Here is an 18,489-nt window from a genome sequence, read left to right as displayed (position 1 = left end):
CATAAGCATAATAGCGGGAGGTGAACAGCGGCATCGGCCGTAAATGTAAGCGTTTTTTTGGTGGTGAAGTGACGCGACAAAGCATGACGGAAACAGCCAACAGGTTCGGCAGAAAGTTCCCGTACCTCTCCCCACTTACTCCTACTACCTCCATCTGTCTGTCAATCCGTTGCGACTGATCATTTTTATGATATTTATTCCCATATAAATAATACATTTGACACTGATTTCAGCCTGCGCCCCTGCCAGTCATTCCCCGGCCACTGGAGTCCTGTCCACTATCTGTCTTGCATTTTTTCATTATTTCACTTACCCATAAGCCCTTATGCGCACCTTTTCTCTGGTAGTACTTTGTCGATGGATGCTGGTGTTGTGCCTGACCGGCACGTTTGGGCAGCAGGCGTTTGCCCAAGCTGTGCCGGCCCACTCCCTCGATCCTTCCCTGCTCGATCCGCAGTACGATGCGCGCAAGCAAAGCCTCATCCGGACCAGTGCCCGGCCACAGCCCGCTGGCCGGCCGGCGGCCGGCGGCCGTACTACCGCCCTCCAGTTGCCAGCTTGCTTCGAGCCACTGGATTCCGTGTCGGCTCCGGCAGCGGGCGGCTACATCAACCTGGCGCGCAACGACGACGGTTCGTCCAACCTGATTCCGCTGGGCTTCACGTTCACGCTATTCGGCACGCCCTACACCGGGGTCTATATCAACACCAACGGCAACCTGTCGTTTGGCACTCCAGTGTCGCAGTATTCCGCCGATGGCTTCCCGATAAACACACCCATGGTGGCTGGTTTCTGGGCCGATGTGGACACGCGGCCTAGCGGTAGCGGCAGCATCTGGTACAAAATCTTCCCCGACCGGCTGGTAGTGACCTGGAACCGGGTGGGTTATTACCAAAGCAATACGACCAAGAAAAACACTTTCCAGATTGTCATCCGGGCCAACTCATCGGGAGTAACGACCGACGATGTGACGTTTGCCTATGGCGACATGCAGTGGACCACCGGCGACGCCTCTGGCGGCACAAACGGTTTTGGGGGCTCGCTGGCAACGGTGGGCAATAACCGCGGTACCAACGGCGACTTCATCCAGACGGGCCGCTTCAACCTCAACAATGCCACCCACCCCGATAACGTGAGCCCCAGCGGGGTAGACTGGCTGGATCAGCAGTGCATCTCGTACCGCGTCTTTGCCGACGGCAACCTGCCGCCTTCCGCTACCAACTTGCCCCTCAACAACACTATCACCGTCAACCAGGGCCAAACGGTGAGTATTGCCCCCCAGTTTTCGGGACCAGAGGCCGGCCAGACCGTGACGCTGGCCGTGAATACCAACGGCCTGTGCAACGTTTCATCCAGCGTTAGCACGGGCATTAACCCGGTGCTGAACCTAAGCGTGACCGGAGCGGCGTGCAACGTGGGCACCTCCACGATTAGTGTGGTGGCTACGGATAACGGCACGCCGGTAGCAAGCCGGCAGTTCGATATTACGGTGATAGTGAATCCGCCCGCAGCGGCTAACGGCCAGTGGACGGGCAGCACAAGCACTGTATATACTGACCCCACTAACTGGACGAACAATACCTTGCCCACGGGTAGCATCGACGTTACGATTCCGGCTTCGGCCGTGCGGATGCCGGTACTCAGTGCCGCCGCCGCCGCGAACAGCTTCACCGTTGCCAGCGGGGCCAGCCTCACAATTGCCAACGATGGCCTCCTCACGCTCAATGGTACGCTCCTCAATAACGGCAGCTTCGGTGGTACGGGCACCCTCGTGCTGGGCGGTTCCGCCCGGCAGAGCCTGGGCGGTAATACGCTGATAAGTGTAGGCGGCCTGACTGTCGGTTCGGCCGGGGGCCAACTCACCGGGCCACTGGCCGTAAGTCGCCTACTTACACTCAATGGCAGCCTGGCCACCAATAGCCAGACGCTCACTCTGCTCTCCGATGCCGCCGGCACGGCCATGGTGGCAAACAACGGCTCCGCCGTGGTAACCGGGGCGGCTACGGTACAGCGCTACATCAACCCCAGCCAGAATGCCGGAGCTGGCTACCGCCACTACAGCGCGCCCGTCAGCAATACCACGGTGGCCGACCTTGCAACGGCCAACTTTACACCGGTCGTGAACCCGGACTACAATACGGCCCCGGTACCGGCCGCCGTTACGCCGTTCCCTACGGTATTCGGCTACGATGAGAACCGGGTGAATGCCCCGGCCGGCGCCTTCGACCAGGGTTGGTTTTCACCGGCCTCCCAGTCGGCCCCCCTCACGCCGGGCGTGGGCTACACCGTCAATCTGCCGGCTACCGCCACCGTTGACTTTGTGGGAACACTCACCAACGGACCCGTGGCGCGCACCGGTCTTACGCGCGGCACCGAGCCCGCTTCGGGCTGGCACCTGCTGGGCAACCCCTACCCCGCACCGATCGACTGGACCCTGGCCGCAGCAGGCCTCTCGGGCCTCGACAACGCGGTATATGTATTCAAGTCGTCGGGGACGTATGCCGGCAGCTACAGCAGCTTCGTAAACGGCATCGGCGACGCCCGTTTCATTGCGATGGGCCAGGGCTTTTTTGTGCGCGCAACTGCCCCCGGCACGCCGGGCAGCCTGTTACTGAGCAACGCCGCCCGCGTCACCACTTACCAGAACCCGGCTTTCAACCGCACCCCGGAACTGGAAACCCGGCCGCTATTACAGCTTGATTTGGTAACTGGCACGCAACGCGACGCCGCCACCGTCTATTTTGAGCAAGGTGCCACGCCGGGCTTCGACACTGCCTTCGACGCCTACAAACTGACCAGCGGCAACGTCGCCAGTATCTCGCTGCCAGCGGGTTCGGAGCAGTTGAGCATCAGCGGCCTGCCAGCCCTGAACCGCTCCGACGTGTTGATTCCGTTACAGGTACGCGTAGCCGTTTCAGGCTCTTATCAGCTGGAAGCCATCCGGCTGCTGAACCTGCCGGCCGGCCTCAACGCCTACCTGCGCGATGCGGAAACCGGCGTCAGCCTCGATCTGACCCAGCAACCAGTGTACTCCTTCCGCCAGACGGCAGATGCCACGGGTCCACGATTTTCGGTACTACTGACCACCAGCCGTCTGCTGGCCAGCGCAGCTGCCCTGGCCGGCCAGCAGATCCAACTCTATCCTAATCCAGCTCATACGGCGGCCACGCTGGTGCTCCCGGCCGCTTTGCGCAACCAGATGGGTACGGCCGTACTATACAACGCGCTGGGGCAGGCGGTCAGGAGCTATTCGTGGCTGCCAAGCTCTGCCAGCACTACGCAGGTGCTATCCGTAAGCGGGCTTGCGCAAGGCGTCTATACGTTACGGCTGGCTACCATCATGGGGCCGGTCACCAAACGCCTGGTAATCGAGTAGCCCTGAGCCGGTGGGCACTCCCAGTGTTCACCGGCCAGCAGGCATCTTTCCTGTTTCTAGTTTTCCCTCTTATGAAGCTTACCAATCTCCTTTTTCTGCTACGCCCTGCCGGGTTGCTGCTGGCTGTTCTGCTGTCCACTCCGACTGCCCGGGCACAAGGACCCGGCTCGGGTGGCCCCAGCCCCGATCCTACTTCTCCTACTGCAGTCCCGATTGATGGAGGTGCGTCCTTACTGCTAGTGGCAGGTAGCGCTTTGGCCCTACGCCACCTGCGCCGCCCGACTGCCGCCGTAGAGCAGTCTGAGGATGCCAACTAACGGCCTGGTATACTCGCCGACTTAGGGTCGCGGGCACTCACAAACGGCTTAAACTAAAAGACCCGCAGACTAAAGTCGGCGGGTCTTTTAGCGATAATGCAACGCGTACTAAGGCTGTAGGCATTTCACGGTATCCCCAAAGCAGTTATTCTATCGATAACAATTCCCCGTCAGTGGCGAGCAGGGCGGCCAGCTCGGCCACGCTTTCAGTGAGTTGGTCCCAGCTATTGAGTACGAAGTACTGCTGCTGCAAGTGCTGCTCACTATAAGGCGTGCGCAGAATGGTGGCCAGCTCGAAGGGCTGGCGCGTTGCCTCATCAGCCAGGAAGTGGTGAATTTCGCCCGAAGACGAGAGCAAACCCGCCCCAAACAAGCGGGGTTGCCCGTCTTCCAGCACCAGCCCAAACTGCCCCGCGAAGCCGTACAGCCGCTCCAACCGCTCCAATGCTTCCCCATCATGGAGGTGCTGCATGGCTACGTGGCCCAGAAACTGTAGGAAATCGGCAAACGTCGGGTCTATGAGCAAGGGCACGTGACCGAATACGCCGTGGAACAAATCGGGCTCCTCCGTGAAATCGAACTGCTCCATGCTCCGGATCCAGACGGTAGCCGGGAACTTGCGCTGGGCCAGCAACCCGAAAAAGTCGGCATCGCCCAACATACCCTGCACCGGCTCCAGTTGCCAGCCCGTGGCCTTGCGGAGTCGGTGGCTTACTTGCCCGAAATCGGGCAGCGCGTTGCGGTGCATACCCGTGGCCGCCAGCCCCCGCCCAAACGCGGAGCAGGCCCGCTTGTGCAGCAGGGCGGTCTGGCGGTCGAACAATACTTTCCAGACCAAATGGTCCTGGGCCGTGTACCGGTCGTAATGTTGTTGCAGCATGGCAGGGAGCATAAAAAAGGCCCGGTTCCTGTCGGAAGCGGGCCTTGCTGGGGTTCAGAGGAGAAGGAGAATCATTGTTCCTTTAACTTCCGGGCCGCCCGCGCTGTCCGCATCCGCCCTGCATAGGGCGGTTGGTAATCAGGACGAAGCGTTTCGCGGACAGGTTGAACATGATGGCGTAAATATAAGAATGGTTTTGACTAGGCATCGAATCGGAGGGATATGTTTTCCCGGGCCTCCTCTCCATTTTCAACTTCCTCCGCCAGCCCCCCCTCCGGAAATCCGAAGGCTGTTTCCGGGGATAAACGCAGTTCCTAAAGCTTCCAGCCGCTAACTTCAGGCACTGACGACCCAACTACCCGACGCCGGCTGCCACATTTCACCTGCTTATTCCAGTTCCTGGCGCAGGGCGTACACCTTGCGCAGGTTGCGGATCAGGCGGGCCGACTCCTGGAAGTTGAGGGTCTGGGCACCGTCGGAGGCGGCTTGTTCGGGAGTTTCGTGGGCTTCGTAGATGATGCCGTCGGCTCCGGCCATCACGCCGGCCAGGGCCATCGTGGGCACGTATTCGCGGATGCCGATGCCGTGCGAGGGGTCCACGATAACGGGCAGGTGGGTTTTCTCCTTCAGAATAGGCACTGCGTTCAGATCGAGCGTATTGCGGGAGGCTGTTTCAAAGGTCCGGATGCCTCGCTCGCAGAGTATCAGCTTCTCGTTGCCGCCCGAAAACACGTATTCCGCCGACGAGAGCAGCTCTTCAATAGTACCCGAAATGCCGCGCTTGATCATCACAGGCTTATCCACGCCGCCCAGGGCGTCGAGCAGGTTGAAATTCTGGGTGTTGCGCGCCCCCACCTGGAACACGTCCACGTAGTCGTGCATCTCCTCCACCTGCGACACCTGCATCACCTCGGTCACGATTTTGATGCCCCGTTCCCGGGCCATGCGGTGAAAATCCTTCAGGCCCTCCATGCCCAACCCCCGAAAGGCATAGGGCGACGAGCGGGGCTTGAACACGCCCCCGCGCATGATGCGCACGTTGTTGTCGAGGAGGTGCTGCATGATCAGCTCCATCTGCTTTTCACTCTCAATACTGCACGGGCCGGCGGCCAGCGTGAGCGAGCCTTCCCCGATGCGCACCCCGTCGCCGAGGTCGAGCACGGTGGGGCGCACGCGCCACTTGCGGCTCACCAGCTTGTAGTCGTCCGACACGCGGTGGATGTCAAGGATGCCGGGCAGCTGGCCAATGGTGCGCAGATCCACGTCGGCCTTGCCGATGGCCACCAGGTAGTGGGCGCGCTGGGTTTTCACCTCCGTGGCCTTGTATTTCAGCTCCAGAATGCGGGCTTCAATGGCGGCTTTGTTGGCTTCGGTAATGTGGGGGTCGAGTTGGATGATCATGTTCTGGCGTTGGTTCCCGCAGAGGAGCGCGGAGGTTTTCGCGGAGGTATGCAGAGGTTGTTTTTCTGCGGCCCTCCGCGAAAACCTCCGCGCTCCTCTGCGGGAAATCTTAGTTGAGTACAGAGGTTACAAATTGAGCCGCAGCGGCCGGGGCATCCTGAGCCCCCTCAAGGGCCCGAATCAGCGCGGAGCCGATGATGGCGCCCTCAGCGTACTGGCAGGCGTGCCGGAAGGAGGCCTGGTCGCCGATGCCGAAGCCGATGAGGCGGGGGTTGCGCAGATTCATGGCCTCGATGCGCCGGAAATAGGCTTCCTGCACGCCCTCGGCCTGGGTGTTGGCCCCGCCGGTAGTGCCGGGTCCCGACACGAGGTAGAGGAAGGACTCCGTCAGCTCATCGATGCGGCGGATGCGTTCGGGCGCGGTCTGGGGCGTGATGAGGAACACCGGGCGCAGGTTGTGGCGGCGGAAGATGTGCTGGTACTCGGCCACGTAGTCGTCGAGGGGCAAATCGGGCAGGATGACGCCGTCGGCCCCGGCGGCGGCGGCTTCGCGGCAGAAGTCATCCACCCCAAACTGCATCACCGGGTTGAGGTAGCCCATGAGCAGAATCGGCGTTTCGGGTACCTGCTGGCGGATATCCTTGAGCTGCTCGAACAGCACCCGCAGGTTCATGCCGTTGGCCAGGGCCACGGTGCTGCTCGCCTGAATTACCGGCCCATCGGCCAGCGGGTCGGAAAACGGCATCCCGATTTCGATCAGGTCGGCGCCGGCTTCGCTGAGGGCTTTGAGGATAGGTACCGTGTCGTGCAGGCGGGGGTAGCCGGCCGTGAAGTACATGTTCAGCAGGTTTTTCTGCTTTTTGGCGAAGGCGTTCTTGATTCGGTTCATACGAGCGGCCCCGTCATCCTGAGCGGAGCGAAGGACCTTATCACGTTTGGATTGCTTGTAAACGGCTCGTTTACGCGTGATAAGGTCCTTCGCTTCGCTCAGGATAACGAGTAGTTTGGGCGTTACATGATAGAGTCAGCGTACTTGATGTAGGTTTCCAGGTCCTTGTCGCCGCGGCCGGAGAGGTTGATAACCACCACATCGTCGGGGCCGGCACCGAGCTGGCCCAGGGCGGCCAGGGCGTGGGCCGTTTCCAGGGCCGGAATGATGCCTTCGAGGCGGCTGCACTCGGCCACGGCTTTCAGGGCCGCCTCATCCTCGATGCTGATGAAGCGGGCGCGTTTGGCGTCGGACAAAAAGGCGTGCAGCGGCCCGATGCCGGGATAGTCGAGGCCGGCGGAGATGGAGTAGGGCTCAGTAATCTGACCGTCGGCATCCTGCATGAGCAGCGTGCGGCTGCCATGAATGATGCCCGGCGTGCCGAGCACCGAAGTAGCCGCCGAGTGGCCCGAGTGCACCCCGTGCCCGGCCGCTTCCACGGCCACCAGCTGCACCGAAGGCTCTTCCAGGAAATGGTAGAACGCACCGGCCGCATTGGAGCCACCGCCCACGCAGGCCACCACATAATCGGGCAGCTCGGAGCCGGTTTTTTCCAGCAGCTGCTTACGCATTTCCTCGCTGATAACGGCCTGCAAACGCGCCACTAAGTCGGGGTACGGGTGCGGCCCCACCACCGAGCCAATGATGTAGTGGGTATCCACGGGGTTGGAAATCCAGTCGCGGATGGCTTCGTTGGTGGCATCCTTGAGAGTGCGGCTGCCGCTCAGGGCGGGCCGCACTTCGGCCCCGAGCAGGCGCATACGGTACACGTTGGGCTTCTGGCGCTCCATGTCCACCTCGCCCATGTACACGATGCACTCCATACCCATCAGGGCGCACACCGTGGCCGTGGCCACGCCGTGCTGGCCGGCCCCGGTTTCGGCAATGATGCGCGTTTTGCCCAGGCGCTGGGCCAGCAGAATCTGCCCCACGGTGTTGTTCACCTTGTGAGCCCCGGTGTGGCAGAGGTCCTCGCGCTTGAGGTAGATGCGGGTGTTGTACCTGGCCGACAAGCGCTTGGCCTCGAACAAGGGCGTGGGCCGGCCCACGTAGTCGCGCAGCAGCTGCTGGTACTGCTGCTGGAACGCCGGCTCGGCCATAATGCTCAGGTAGTGCTGGCGCAGCTCCTCCACGTTGGGATAGAGCATTTCGGGGATGAACGCGCCCCCAAACTGGCCATAGTAGCCACGGTCGTTGGGTTGCTGGTAGGTAGGAGGCGGGGTGGTCGGGGAAGCCATAGGGTTGGAGTTCAGAAGTAAAGTAAGCGGTGCTCAACGGGCCGTTGGGAGGGCTGCCGAAGTAGGCTGCGCGCGCAGCAGCCGGAACATCTGGCTCAGCCGGGCGGCGTCCTTCAGGGCCGGGGCTGTTTCGAAGCGGCTGTTCAGGTCGAGGCCGTAAAGGCCGGGCAGCGTCAGGTGGCGCAGCGCCGGAGCGTGGCGCAGGTCGAGGCCCCCGGCCAGCAGATAGGGCACCGGCAGAATGTAGTCGCGCAGCAGCTCCCAGTTGAAAGTGGTGCCGTTGCCGCCGGGCTGGGGGCCTTTGGTGTCGAAGAGAAAAAAGGCGCAATAGGGCGCGTAGGGCGTCAGCTGGTCCAGGGAAAAGTCGGCGTCCATGCCAAATACCTTGATCACCATAACGCCCGCCGCCCGCAGTTCGGCGCACTGGGCCGGGGTTTCGTGGCCGTGCAGCTGGGCTGCGTCGAGGCCGTAGCGACCCAACTGCCGCAGGATAAATTCGTTGCTTTCATCCACGAACACGCCCACTTTGCGCAGGCCCGGCGGCAGGCTCTGCAACAGGCGCGCGTCGAGCGTTTCGCCCACGAAGCGCGAAGAGGCCGAATGGAAAATAAAGCCCATGAAATCCGGCTCCAGCGCCGCCACTTCGGCAATGTTGTCGGCGTATTTCATCCCGCATACTTTCAGGCGCAGCGACGGGTGGGTTTCAGGAGTCGTAGACATGGTTGGCAGGTAGTCGGGTGGGAGCCGATGGCGGCCCGAAGCAGGACCGACCGGGGCCGTTTGGCACTATAACAACGTCACGGCCTCGGTGGCGCGCAACTGCTGCACCAAAGCGGCGCATGCTTTCTCGGGCCGCGAGTGGCGCATGAACGTCTCGCCCATCAGGAAGCCCCGGTAGCCCACGGCGCGCAGGGCCTCAATGTCGGCGGCGGTGGTCAGGCCGCTTTCCGTCACCTTCACGTAGGCGTCGGGAATGCGCTGGGCCAGCTCGCCCGAGGTGTCGAGGCTCACGGAGAAGTCGTGCAGGTTGCGGTTGTTCACGCCCACCAGCGTTACGGCGTCGGGGTGCAGGGTTTTGTCGAGCTCCTGGGCGTCATGGATTTCGAGCAGTACTTCCAGGCCCAGGCTTTTGGCCAGGCGCCCCAGGCGCAGCACTTCCTCGCCGCTGAGCACGGCCGCAATCAGCAATACGGCATCGGCCCCCAGGCTCTTGGCCTCAATGATCTGGTACTCGTCCACCACGAAATCCTTGCGCAGAATGGGGCAGAAATTGTAGCGCCGGGCCGTGGTCAGGTCCTCATTTTTACCGCCGAAAAACTCGGTATCCGTGAGCACCGACAGGGCCGAAGCGCCCGCCTGCATGTAGCCCAGCGTGGTGCGCTCCACCGGCGCGTGGGCATTGATAATGCCTTTGCTGGGTGATTTACGCTTGAACTCGGCAATGATACCGCTCAAATCGTCGCGCAGCAGGTAGCGGCGCAAACTCAGCGGCTGGCCGGGCATATAGAAGCTCTGCTCCAGCAGTTTTACCGGCACCAGGCTCTGGCGGGTGGCTACTTCCTGGCGCTTGTGGGCAATGATTTTATCGAGAATGGTCATGAGGTTGGGTAGTTGTCAGTTGTTGGTTGTTCGTTGTCAGGTGCTGGTTGGCAGGTTCACCATGTGTGGATGAGCGACCTGACAACCAGCAACTGACAACTAACAACTAATGAGTGTCCGCAACGCCTTTCTGGCGCGGCCCGAGTCGAGCGACTCGCGGGCGGCGGCCAGGCAGTCGGCAAAGCTGAAACCGGGTTCCAGGCAGCCGATGGCTAGGGCCGCGTTGGCCGTTACCACGTCGCGCTGGGCGCGGGTGGCGCGGCCTTCCAGTACGTCAACAAAGATGGCGGCCGATTTGGCGGCGGTGTGGCCGCCGGCCAGTTCCTCGGGGCGGTTGAGGCTCAAACCCAGGTCGGCGGCCGTTACCACCCGCTCGCCCTCGGGCGTGGCCAGCTTGGCCGCCGCCGTCAGCGACAGCTCGTCATAGCCATCCAGGGCGTGCACCACGGCGTAACGCACGTCGGTTTGCTGGAGCAGGTAGTGGTAGAGGCGCAGCAGCTCCAGGCTGAAGGTGCCGGCCACCTGGAATTTTGGCCGGGCCGGGTTCACCAGCGGCCCCAGAATGTTGAAAAACGTGCGCACGCCCAGCTCCCGGCGTACCGGCCCGGCGTGGCGCATGGCCGGGTGGAAGGCCGGCGCGTGCAGAAAGCAGATGTTGGCCTGCTCCAGCTGCCGCTTCAGCACGTCGTTGCCGACGCCGAAATCCACGCCCAGCTGCTGCAACACATCCGACGATCCGCACACCGACGAAACGCCGATGTTGCCGTGCTTGGTCACCTTATACCCCGCGCCGGCCACCACGAAGCAGGCCAGGGTACTGATGTTGAGCGTGTCCTTGCCGTCGCCGCCGGTGCCCACAATGTCCACCGTGTCGCGGGTACCCAGCTCCGGGTCGCGGCTCAGGCTCAGCAGCGCGTCGCGGAAGCCGGCCAGCTCGGGCACCGAAATCGGCCGCATCCGGTACACGCTCATGAAGGCCGCCATTTCCGCCGCGTTGGCCTCCCCCTGCCCAATGCGGAGCATGGCCTCGTGGGCTTCCGGGTGGGTGAGCAGCTGCTGGTCGAATAGTTTATTGAGGATCTGTTTCAAAATCGCAGATTATGCAGATTGGAAAGGGATTTATCTGATTTTTCTCGCCTGTCATCCTGAGCAGAGCGAAGGACCTTGTACCGTCTGAGTTAGTGCCTAACGACTTGTTCACGCGCCATAAGGTCCTTCGCTCCGCTCAGGATGAGAGTTGTTACTTCAGCCAGTTGCGCAGCATCTGGTGGCCGTGCTCGGTGAGGATGGACTCGGGGTGGAACTGCACGCCGCGCACATCGTACGTACGGTGGCGGAAAGCCAGCACCTGCCCGTTTTCATCCACGGCCGTCACTTCCAGCTCGGCGGGCAGGCTTTCGGGGCGCACGCTCCAGCTGTGGTAGCGGCCCACTTTAAAGGTTTCGGGCAACTCGTCAAACAGCTTGTCGGGGGCCGTGAGGTGGGCGTCGGTGGCGAGGCCGTGCAGCACCTGGGGCAGGTTGTAGAGCTCCCCGCCGAAGCTTTCGGCCAGGCCCTGATGGCCCAGGCACACCCCCAGAATGCGCTTGCAAGGCGCATAGCGGCGAATAACCTCCGGCATCAGGCCCGCCTCCGAAGGCAGGCCCGGCCCCGGCGACAGCAGCACCGCGTCGTAGGCCGCCACCTCGTCCAGCGTCAGCTTGTCGTTCCGGATTACGGTGACGTTGTCCGTGTGTCCCAGCTCCCGCAGCACCTGCACGAGGTTATAGGTAAAGGAATCGTAGTTGTCGAGAACGAGAATATTCATGTTGTAGGTGTCGTTTTTATCTGAACGTCATGCTGAGCGCAGTCGCAATCGAAGCATCTCTACCTCTGGCTAATCACATACTATTGCAACGAAGCGCCGTCATGCTGCGCTTCCTCATTTAAATAGCTTCCGCTTCCTGCAAGGCTTTGCGCAGGGCGGCCAGCTTATGGTGCACTTCGTTGAGCTCGGAATGGATGTCGGAAGCGGCCACCACGCCGGCCCCGGCCTGGAAGTAGAGCTGGCCGGCGGTGCTCAGAAAGGAGCGGATCATGATGGCGTGGTTGAAGTCGCCATTGAAACCCAGGTGGCCGATGGCCCCGCCGTAGTAGCCGCGGGCGGTGGGCTCCAGCCCATCAATGAGCTGCATGGCGCGGTGCTTGGGGGCGCCCGAGAGCGTACCGGCCGGGAAGGTATCGGCCACTACCTGCAAGGAGTTGGTGCCGGCGGCCAGGGTAGCCTGCACCTCGCTCACCAAGTGAATGACATGGGAGTAGAACTGGATTTCGCGAAAGGTTTTCACCTCCACCTGGTCGGCATGGCGGGCCAGGTCGTTGCGGGCCAGATCCACCAGCATCACGTGCTCGGCGTTTTCCTTGGGGTCGTCGGCCAGCTGCCGGGCCAGGGCGGCATCCTCGGCATCGTGGCCGGTGCGCCGGAAAGTGCCCGCAATCGGGAACAGACTAGCCTGCCGGCCCTGAATGCGTACCTGGGCCTCCGGCGACGACCCGAAAATCTTGAAGTAGCCGTAATCGAAGTAGAACAGGTAGGGCGAGGGGTTGATGGAGCGCAGGGCCCGGTACACGTTGAACTCGTCGCCCGAAAAGCCCTGCTGGAAGCGGCGGGAAAGCACAATCTGAAACACGTCGCCCCGGTGGCAGTGCTGCTGGCCCTGGGCCAGCACCCGCAGAAACTCCTCGTCGGTCTGGTTGGTCTGCTCCTGCCCTTCTACTTTAAACTTGAAATCGGGCAACGACGGGTTGCGGATCAGGTTCACCAGTCGGGTCAGGCCGTCCTCGTCCACCTGCTGCCCCTCCAGCGTGTGCTCGAACACATACAGCTCGTTGCGGAAGTGGTTGAGGGCAATCACGTAGCGATAGGTGCCGTACAGCATGTCCGGAATCTGGCCGGCGGCCTGCTTGTCGGGGTTCAGCGTGAGGTCCTCGAACACCTGCACTGCCTCGTAGCCCAGGTAGCCGAACAGGCCGCCCGTGATGAAATCGTGACCCGTATCCTGGGTGCGGAAGGCGGCGGCAAACTCCTGGAGGCGGGCCAGCCCGGCGCGGGGCGAGTCCAGGGTTTCGGTTTCGGTGGTGTCGTCGGGCAGCGTTAGCGTCAGCTCCCGGCCCCGCAGCTCGAAGCGGGCCAGCGGGTCGAAGGCGAGGTAGCTGAACGCGTTCTGCTGGCCGTGGTAGTCGGAGCTTTCCAGCAGCAGGCAGTTGTCGTACCGGTCGCGCAGGCGCAGGTAGAGTCCGACGGGAGTTACGGTATCGGCCAGAACGCGCTGGTGACGGGTAATGAGCTGGTAGGTTTGCATGAGCGGGGCTGGTGGTGAAGCAGGGGGCCAGCGCCGGGCACAAAAAAAGCCCGGCTGCGCGGCCGGGCTTTCTGTGGAGTCGTTGCGAAGAAAAGTAGTTGATTCTAACGCACGCACAGGTTGTCCCGTCCGGATTCTCCGTAGGGCCACCACCATGCTTGCTGCGTCGTCGTCGAGAAGGTCATTGCCAAAAATTGGGTTGGGGCGTTGAACGCTGCAAAGCTAGCCACAGTTGCCAGCCGCGCAATCAAAAGCCCGAATTTTATTGAAATTGGGGCGCCGTCCTACTCTTTGGCCAGCACCTGGCTCCCCTGCCGTGCTCCGGCAGTTACCCGCAGCTGGTAGAGCCCCTTGGCCAGCGGGCTCACGTCCAGCGCGTCCCCGTTCCTGAGCTTTTCCTTGCGCACCATCCGGCCGCTCAGCTCCAGGATTTCCACCCGCGCCTCCCGCACATCCGCCGGCAGCCGGAGGGTCAGACGGTCGTGGGCCGGGTTGGGGTAGGCGCTGAAGGCCAGGCTGGCCGCCGGGTGGCGGCCGGCGAGCACGGCTGGCTGGTTCAGCCATTGGTAAGCCGCCGAAAACTCCCGTTTCCAGAACCATTCGGCGTGCTGACCATCGGCCGGGGCGCGGAAGCTCAGGTTAGCGGCCGGTACGCCGCCCTTAGCCAGCGAGTCGCGCATGGCCTGCATCAGTGGCACCATCGTCTGGCTCTCATTGGCCCCGCTCACGAAGTAGAACCGGGTGGCCGGGTTGGCCGGATGCTGGCGCACGTACTGAAACAGCGGCTGCTCGGCAAACCAGAACGCCGGCGAAAACACGCCCACTTTGCTGTACACCAGCGGGTATTTGAGGGCGGCGTAGGTGGAGATGAGTCCGCCCATGCTGCTGCCGGCAATGCCCGTGAACTCGCGGCCCGTGAGGGTGCGGTAGTTGGCATCGATGTAGGGCTTGAGCGTCTGAACCATGAAATCCACGTACTGGTCGCCCTGCCCGCCGCCGTACTGGGCATTTTTCCAGGGCGAAAGTTCGTTCAGACGCTCGGCCCCGCCGTTGTCCACGGCCACCACAATGGAGCCGGTGGCGTCCAGGCCCTGCTGTTGCAGTTGGCTCAGGGTTTCGTCCACACCCCACTCGCCCGAGAAGCTGGTACAGGCGTCGAAGACGTTCTGGCCGTCGTGCATATACAGCACGGGGTAGCGCTTGGCCGGGGCCGTAGCGTAGTCGTTGGGCAGATACACCCACACGCGGCGGGTACGTCCCAGCTGGGGCATGGCAAACGACTCGCTCATCACCCGCACGTTGGGCTGCAAGGCGGTGCTCTGACAAGGACCGGGACCATTGGTGCCTTGGTCTTTCCAGCCGGCAATTTGCAACTCCACTGTGGCCGGGCCATTGCCGGCCACATAGGTGCGATTACCAATATCGGCATGTTGGGCGTCGGATTCCACCGTGGCCCAACTGCCGCGGGTGAATTTGAACTCCAGATTACCCTTGATTGTCGCGGGCAGCGTAATCTGGTAGCTACCATCCGGATTCGCCGTCAGCGTGTGGGCCGCACTGCCCGGCGTCCAGCTGTTGAAGGAGCCGGCCAGGTAGAGCGTGGCCCCGGCCGGGGTGGCCGCCGGCACGGCCGTCAGGCGGAATGTTGTCTGGGCCTGGGTGTTAGCGGCCAGCAGGCCCAGCAGCGCGGGTAGTAAAAGGCGATTCATGAGCGGTGGGAGTACGAGGAACACATTGGCAAGCTACGCGGCAAAGCAGAACATTCCGGCAGGCAGCCGCACATTTTGCTCAAAAAGCCGGACCAGCCCGGAATATTCGATAAAGTCAACCTGTACTTTTCCGGGAAAATCCTCCGCCCGGCTTACGCGGCCGCCGGATTTTCCCGGTAAGTAAGCCCTTACATCCGTCACCGGTGGTCAGGCCTGAAATCAGCGGCGGCGCAAACTACCTCCGGGCTTTTAGCCAGGTTAGCCAATACTAGAATATATACAAAAAAAATTGGGCTTACTGAGCAATTTGGCGTGCTTAAACTGTTCCTGCATTGACCTAAACCCCGCTCCTGTTTGCCATTCAATGGGTTGAACTTCGCTATTTTTCGGTTCAAACCAACGCTACCAGCTTCTGTAATCGTCAATAGAAGCCTGTTCGGCCAGAATAAGCCATCGTTAAGCAGAAACAGCACAACAAATTCTACCTTTTATCCTGATGCTAGTTCAGATTATGTAACGAAGGCCAATCAAATCAATACACCACTAAAAATGATCAATGCACTACTAGCCCAATGCGCGTGTCAACTCCCCTCAATACCCGCCTTAATTGCCCTTCTAAATAGGTTCCCCGACTGTTGCGCTGCGGGTGCAGCCGGGGTTTCGCCTGTTTACCCGTTAAGCGCAGGCACTGGTCAGCCACAAAATGCAATTATGACTAATCCGATTTGCATACTTCCAGCCATTGTTTTTGTACAGTAGAACCCTTTAACTTGCATTGTTTCTTAACAATTTGGTGATGTTGAACGCAGGTTGGAGCACTGGTGCAACATGGGTCACTTACCCATGTTGCCAACGCTTACCCGCTAGCCAGGACCACTGAATTCCCACTCCGGCCAGACCGGAAAAATCCATTTCAACCCCTAACACTTTTTCAATGAAACACCCCTATCTAGCGAAACTGGCGCTGCCCCTTCTGTGCGCAGGCGCGAGCGTAAGCAGCGCCCATGCGCAGGGAATTGGGACGGTAAGCGGCCGCGTGCTGGACGAGAAAGGCGAAGGCATGCCGGGCGTCACCGTGCTGATCGAAGGCTCCTCCCTGGGTGGCTCGACCAACTCCGACGGCTCCTACTCGATTCAGAACGTCCCGTCCGGGCCGCACACGCTGATTTTGTCGTTCGTAGGGTACACTACGCAGCGGCAAACCGTGAGCGTAACGGCGGGGCAGAACACAACGGTGAGCGCGCTTTCCATGTCGGAAAACACCACCTTGCTCAACGAGGCCGTGGTTATTGGTTATGGAACAGTGAAGAAAGCCGACGTAACGGGTTCGGTGGTCACGGTTGACGAAAAAAGCTTCGTGAAGGGCCAGATTACTGATCCGGTTCAGCTGGTCCAGGGCAAAGTGGCAGGCGTACAAATCGTATCCAGCGGGGGTGCCCCGGGTGCGGGTAGCGTTATCCGTATTCGCAGCGGCTCGTCGCTGAGCGCCAGCAACGACCCGCTGATTGTAATTGATGGGGTACCGGTGGACAACAGCCCAACCGATGGGGCCTCCAATGCGCTGGCCCTCATCAACCCCAATGACATTGCCACCTTCACCGTCCTGAAAGATGCTTCCGCCACGGCCATTTATGGCTCTCGCGCGTCGAACGGGGTTATCATCATAACGACCAAGAAGGGCGTGCAGGGCGAGAAGATGCGGGTGAACTTCAGCTCCCAGGTTTCCCGGGCTAAGAACTATCGGCAGGCCGATGTTCTCTCGGGCGACCAGTTCCGCCAGTTGGTGCAGGATGCCGTGGCCAACAAGAATCCGCTGGCCTCCGCCGACGACCTGAAGCGTTTGGGTACGGCGAATACGGACTGGCAGGATGCTATTTTCCGCACGGCCTGGACCACTGACAATAACGTGAGCCTGACCGGCAATGCCGGCCCCGTGCCCTTCCGCGCTTCGGTTGGCTACCTGAACCAGGACGGTACGCTGCTCACCAACAATATCAAGCGCAACACGGCTTCACTGGGCCTTTCGCCCCGCCTGTTCGACGACCATCTGCGCATCGACGTCAACGTGAAAGGCTCCTGGACCGATAACCGCTTCGCTGATGCAGGAGGTGTGGTGGGCACTGCGGCCTCCTTCGACCCTACCCAGCCTATTTACTCCGGCCAGCCAGCCTACGGCGGATACTTTGAGTTTACCGATGCCGCCGGCAACCCGCTGGGCCTGGCTCCGCGCAACCCCGTTGCTCAGTTGGAACTGCGCCGCGACCGGAGCACCGTGAAGCGCAGCATCGGCAACATTCAGCTCGATTACAGCCTGCCTTTCTTATCTGCCCTGCACGCCAACCTCAACCTGGGGTACGACGTGTTGCGCAGCAACGGCACGAACGCCATACCGGCCATTTCGTCCACTAACTACATCATCGACCCCATCACGAAAGGCATCGGTAATGGGGGCGTAAACAACCAGTATTCGCAGCGCAAAGACAATAAGCTGCTTGAATTCTACCTCAAGTACAACCACGATCTGCCTTCGCTCTCGAGCCGGGTGGAAGTGCTGGGCGGTTACTCCTACCAGGACTTCATCCGCTCCAATCCGTTTAATGCGCCACGCCGGGCCAGCGGCGACCTGGCTAACCCCGACGCCGCCAACGGCAACCCGTTCAAGACGCAATACACCTTGCTCTCCTTCTACGGCCGCCTCAACTACACCATCCTGGATCGGTACCTGCTCACGGCTACGTTGCGCAACGACCAGTCGTCGCGCTTCAGCAAGAACGAGCGTAGCGGTCTGTTTCCGGCGGTGGCCGTGGCCTGGCGCATCAAGGATGAAGACTTCCTGAAAGACGTGGGCGCCCTTACCGACCTCAAAGTACGATTGGGTTACGGCATCACCGGTCAGCAGGACATCACGAGCACCGACTACCCGTATCTGGGCACCTACCAGCTGGGCCGGGAAACGGTGTCGTACCAGTTTGGCAACACGTACTATACCACGCTGCGGCCCGATGCCTATGACCCGAACATCAAGTGGGAAGAAACGACTACCTACAACGCCGGCCTGGACTACGGTTTAGCCGATAACCGGGTAGTAGGTACGGTTGATGTGTATAGCCGCACGACCAAAGACCTGATCAACACCATTCCGGCGGCGGCGGGCACCAACTTCTCCGACCTGTATGTGACCAACGTAGGCAGCCTGCGCAACGAGGGCATCGAACTCGGGTTAACGGTGGCTCCCATCCGCAATGAGAAAATAGACTGGACTGTTATCGCCAACGCCACGTTCCAGCGCTCCGAAATCACCAAGCTGACCGTTGTAGATGACCCTACTTATATCGGCGCTAAAACGGGCGGTATTTCGGGCAACCTGGCCAGCACTGTCCAAATCAATTCGGTGGGCTTCCAGCCGTATTCCTACTACGTGTACAAGCAGAAGTACGAGAACGGCAAGCCGGTTGAAGATCAGTACGAGGACCTTAACGGCGACGGAGTTATTAGAGTCTATCCGAATAGGAGTTAAAGAAGTGGTACTTTCGCGGCATGGCCACGACGCAAGAATTCACGATTTCCGATACGCTCTGGGCGCGCCTCTCGCCCCTGCTGCCCGTGCACACGCCCAAACCTCATCCGCTGGGCCGCCACC

At 61.1% G+C, this 18,489-nt stretch carries 13 protein-coding genes; 3 read left to right on the top strand and 10 right to left on the bottom strand.

The annotated features are described in order from the left end of the window. Positions 1-325 precede the first annotated feature (325 nt). Positions 326-3,376 carry a nidogen-like domain-containing protein gene (locus D0T11_RS18515; RefSeq protein WP_119657296.1) on the top strand — a complete coding sequence of 1,017 codons (3,051 nt, stop codon included), beginning with the start codon at positions 326-328 and terminating at the stop codon, positions 3,374-3,376. 71 nt (positions 3,377-3,447) lie between these two features. Then, entirely contained in the window at positions 3,448-3,693 is a 246-nt protein-coding gene (locus tag D0T11_RS18510; protein ID WP_119657295.1) for a PID-CTERM protein-sorting domain-containing protein, read from the top strand. A gap of 145 nt (positions 3,694-3,838) precedes the next feature. Here D0T11_RS18510 and D0T11_RS18505 read toward each other — a convergent pair whose 3' ends face one another. The 10 genes from D0T11_RS18505 to D0T11_RS23410 form a co-directional block, all read right to left on the bottom strand. Then, on the bottom strand, positions 3,839-4,573 hold the full coding sequence (locus D0T11_RS18505) for a phenylalanine 4-monooxygenase (RefSeq protein WP_245991019.1): 735 nt from the start codon (positions 4,571-4,573) through the stop codon (positions 3,839-3,841). Positions 4,574-4,960: 387 nt separating this feature from the next. Next, entirely contained in the window at positions 4,961-5,974 is a 1,014-nt protein-coding gene (gene aroF, locus D0T11_RS18500; RefSeq protein ID WP_119657293.1) for a 3-deoxy-7-phosphoheptulonate synthase, read from the bottom strand. A gap of 109 nt (positions 5,975-6,083) precedes the next feature. After that, entirely contained in the window at positions 6,084-6,863 is a 780-nt protein-coding gene (trpA, locus tag D0T11_RS18495; RefSeq protein ID WP_119657292.1) for a tryptophan synthase subunit alpha, read from the bottom strand. 122 nt (positions 6,864-6,985) lie between these two features. Continuing rightward, positions 6,986-8,200, bottom strand: coding sequence for a tryptophan synthase subunit beta (gene trpB, locus D0T11_RS18490; RefSeq protein WP_119657291.1), 1,215 nt, complete (start codon positions 8,198-8,200; stop codon positions 6,986-6,988). Positions 8,201-8,233: 33 nt separating this feature from the next. Beyond that, positions 8,234-8,920: a phosphoribosylanthranilate isomerase gene (locus D0T11_RS18485; RefSeq protein ID WP_119657290.1), complete on the bottom strand. Its 687-nt coding sequence runs from the start codon at positions 8,918-8,920 to the stop codon at positions 8,234-8,236. 66 nt (positions 8,921-8,986) lie between these two features. After that, positions 8,987-9,799, bottom strand: coding sequence for an indole-3-glycerol phosphate synthase TrpC (trpC, locus tag D0T11_RS18480; RefSeq protein ID WP_119657289.1), 813 nt, complete (start codon positions 9,797-9,799; stop codon positions 8,987-8,989). Between the two features lie 99 nt (positions 9,800-9,898). Next, positions 9,899-10,888: an anthranilate phosphoribosyltransferase gene (trpD, locus tag D0T11_RS18475; RefSeq protein ID WP_119657288.1), complete on the bottom strand. Its 990-nt coding sequence runs from the start codon at positions 10,886-10,888 to the stop codon at positions 9,899-9,901. A gap of 151 nt (positions 10,889-11,039) precedes the next feature. Next, positions 11,040-11,606, bottom strand: a complete 567-nt coding sequence (locus D0T11_RS18470; protein WP_119657287.1) for an anthranilate synthase component II — start codon at positions 11,604-11,606, stop codon at positions 11,040-11,042. A 118-nt stretch (positions 11,607-11,724) separates the two neighbouring features. Further along, positions 11,725-13,140 (bottom strand): anthranilate synthase component I family protein, encoded by a 1,416-nt coding sequence (locus D0T11_RS18465; RefSeq protein WP_119657286.1) that lies wholly within the window; start codon positions 13,138-13,140, stop codon positions 11,725-11,727. Between the two features lie 284 nt (positions 13,141-13,424). Beyond that, the gene (locus D0T11_RS23410; protein ID WP_119657285.1) at positions 13,425-14,849 is read right to left on the bottom strand and encodes an alpha/beta hydrolase-fold protein; all 1,425 of its coding nucleotides are present in this window, start codon (positions 14,847-14,849) and stop codon (positions 13,425-13,427) included. A 934-nt stretch (positions 14,850-15,783) separates the two neighbouring features. On the opposite strand from D0T11_RS23410, the gene D0T11_RS18455 reads away from it, so the two are divergent. Then, complete coding sequence (locus tag D0T11_RS18455) at positions 15,784-18,366, top strand: SusC/RagA family TonB-linked outer membrane protein (RefSeq protein WP_119657284.1); 2,583 nt, start codon at positions 15,784-15,786, stop codon at positions 18,364-18,366. Positions 18,367-18,489 lie beyond the last annotated feature (123 nt).

Source organism: Hymenobacter rubripertinctus (assembly GCF_003583925.1).
Classification (GTDB): domain Bacteria; phylum Bacteroidota; class Bacteroidia; order Cytophagales; family Hymenobacteraceae; genus Hymenobacter; species Hymenobacter rubripertinctus.
The sequence above is the reverse complement of the archived record's forward strand: the minus strand, read 5'-3'. Positions and strand labels throughout refer to the sequence as shown.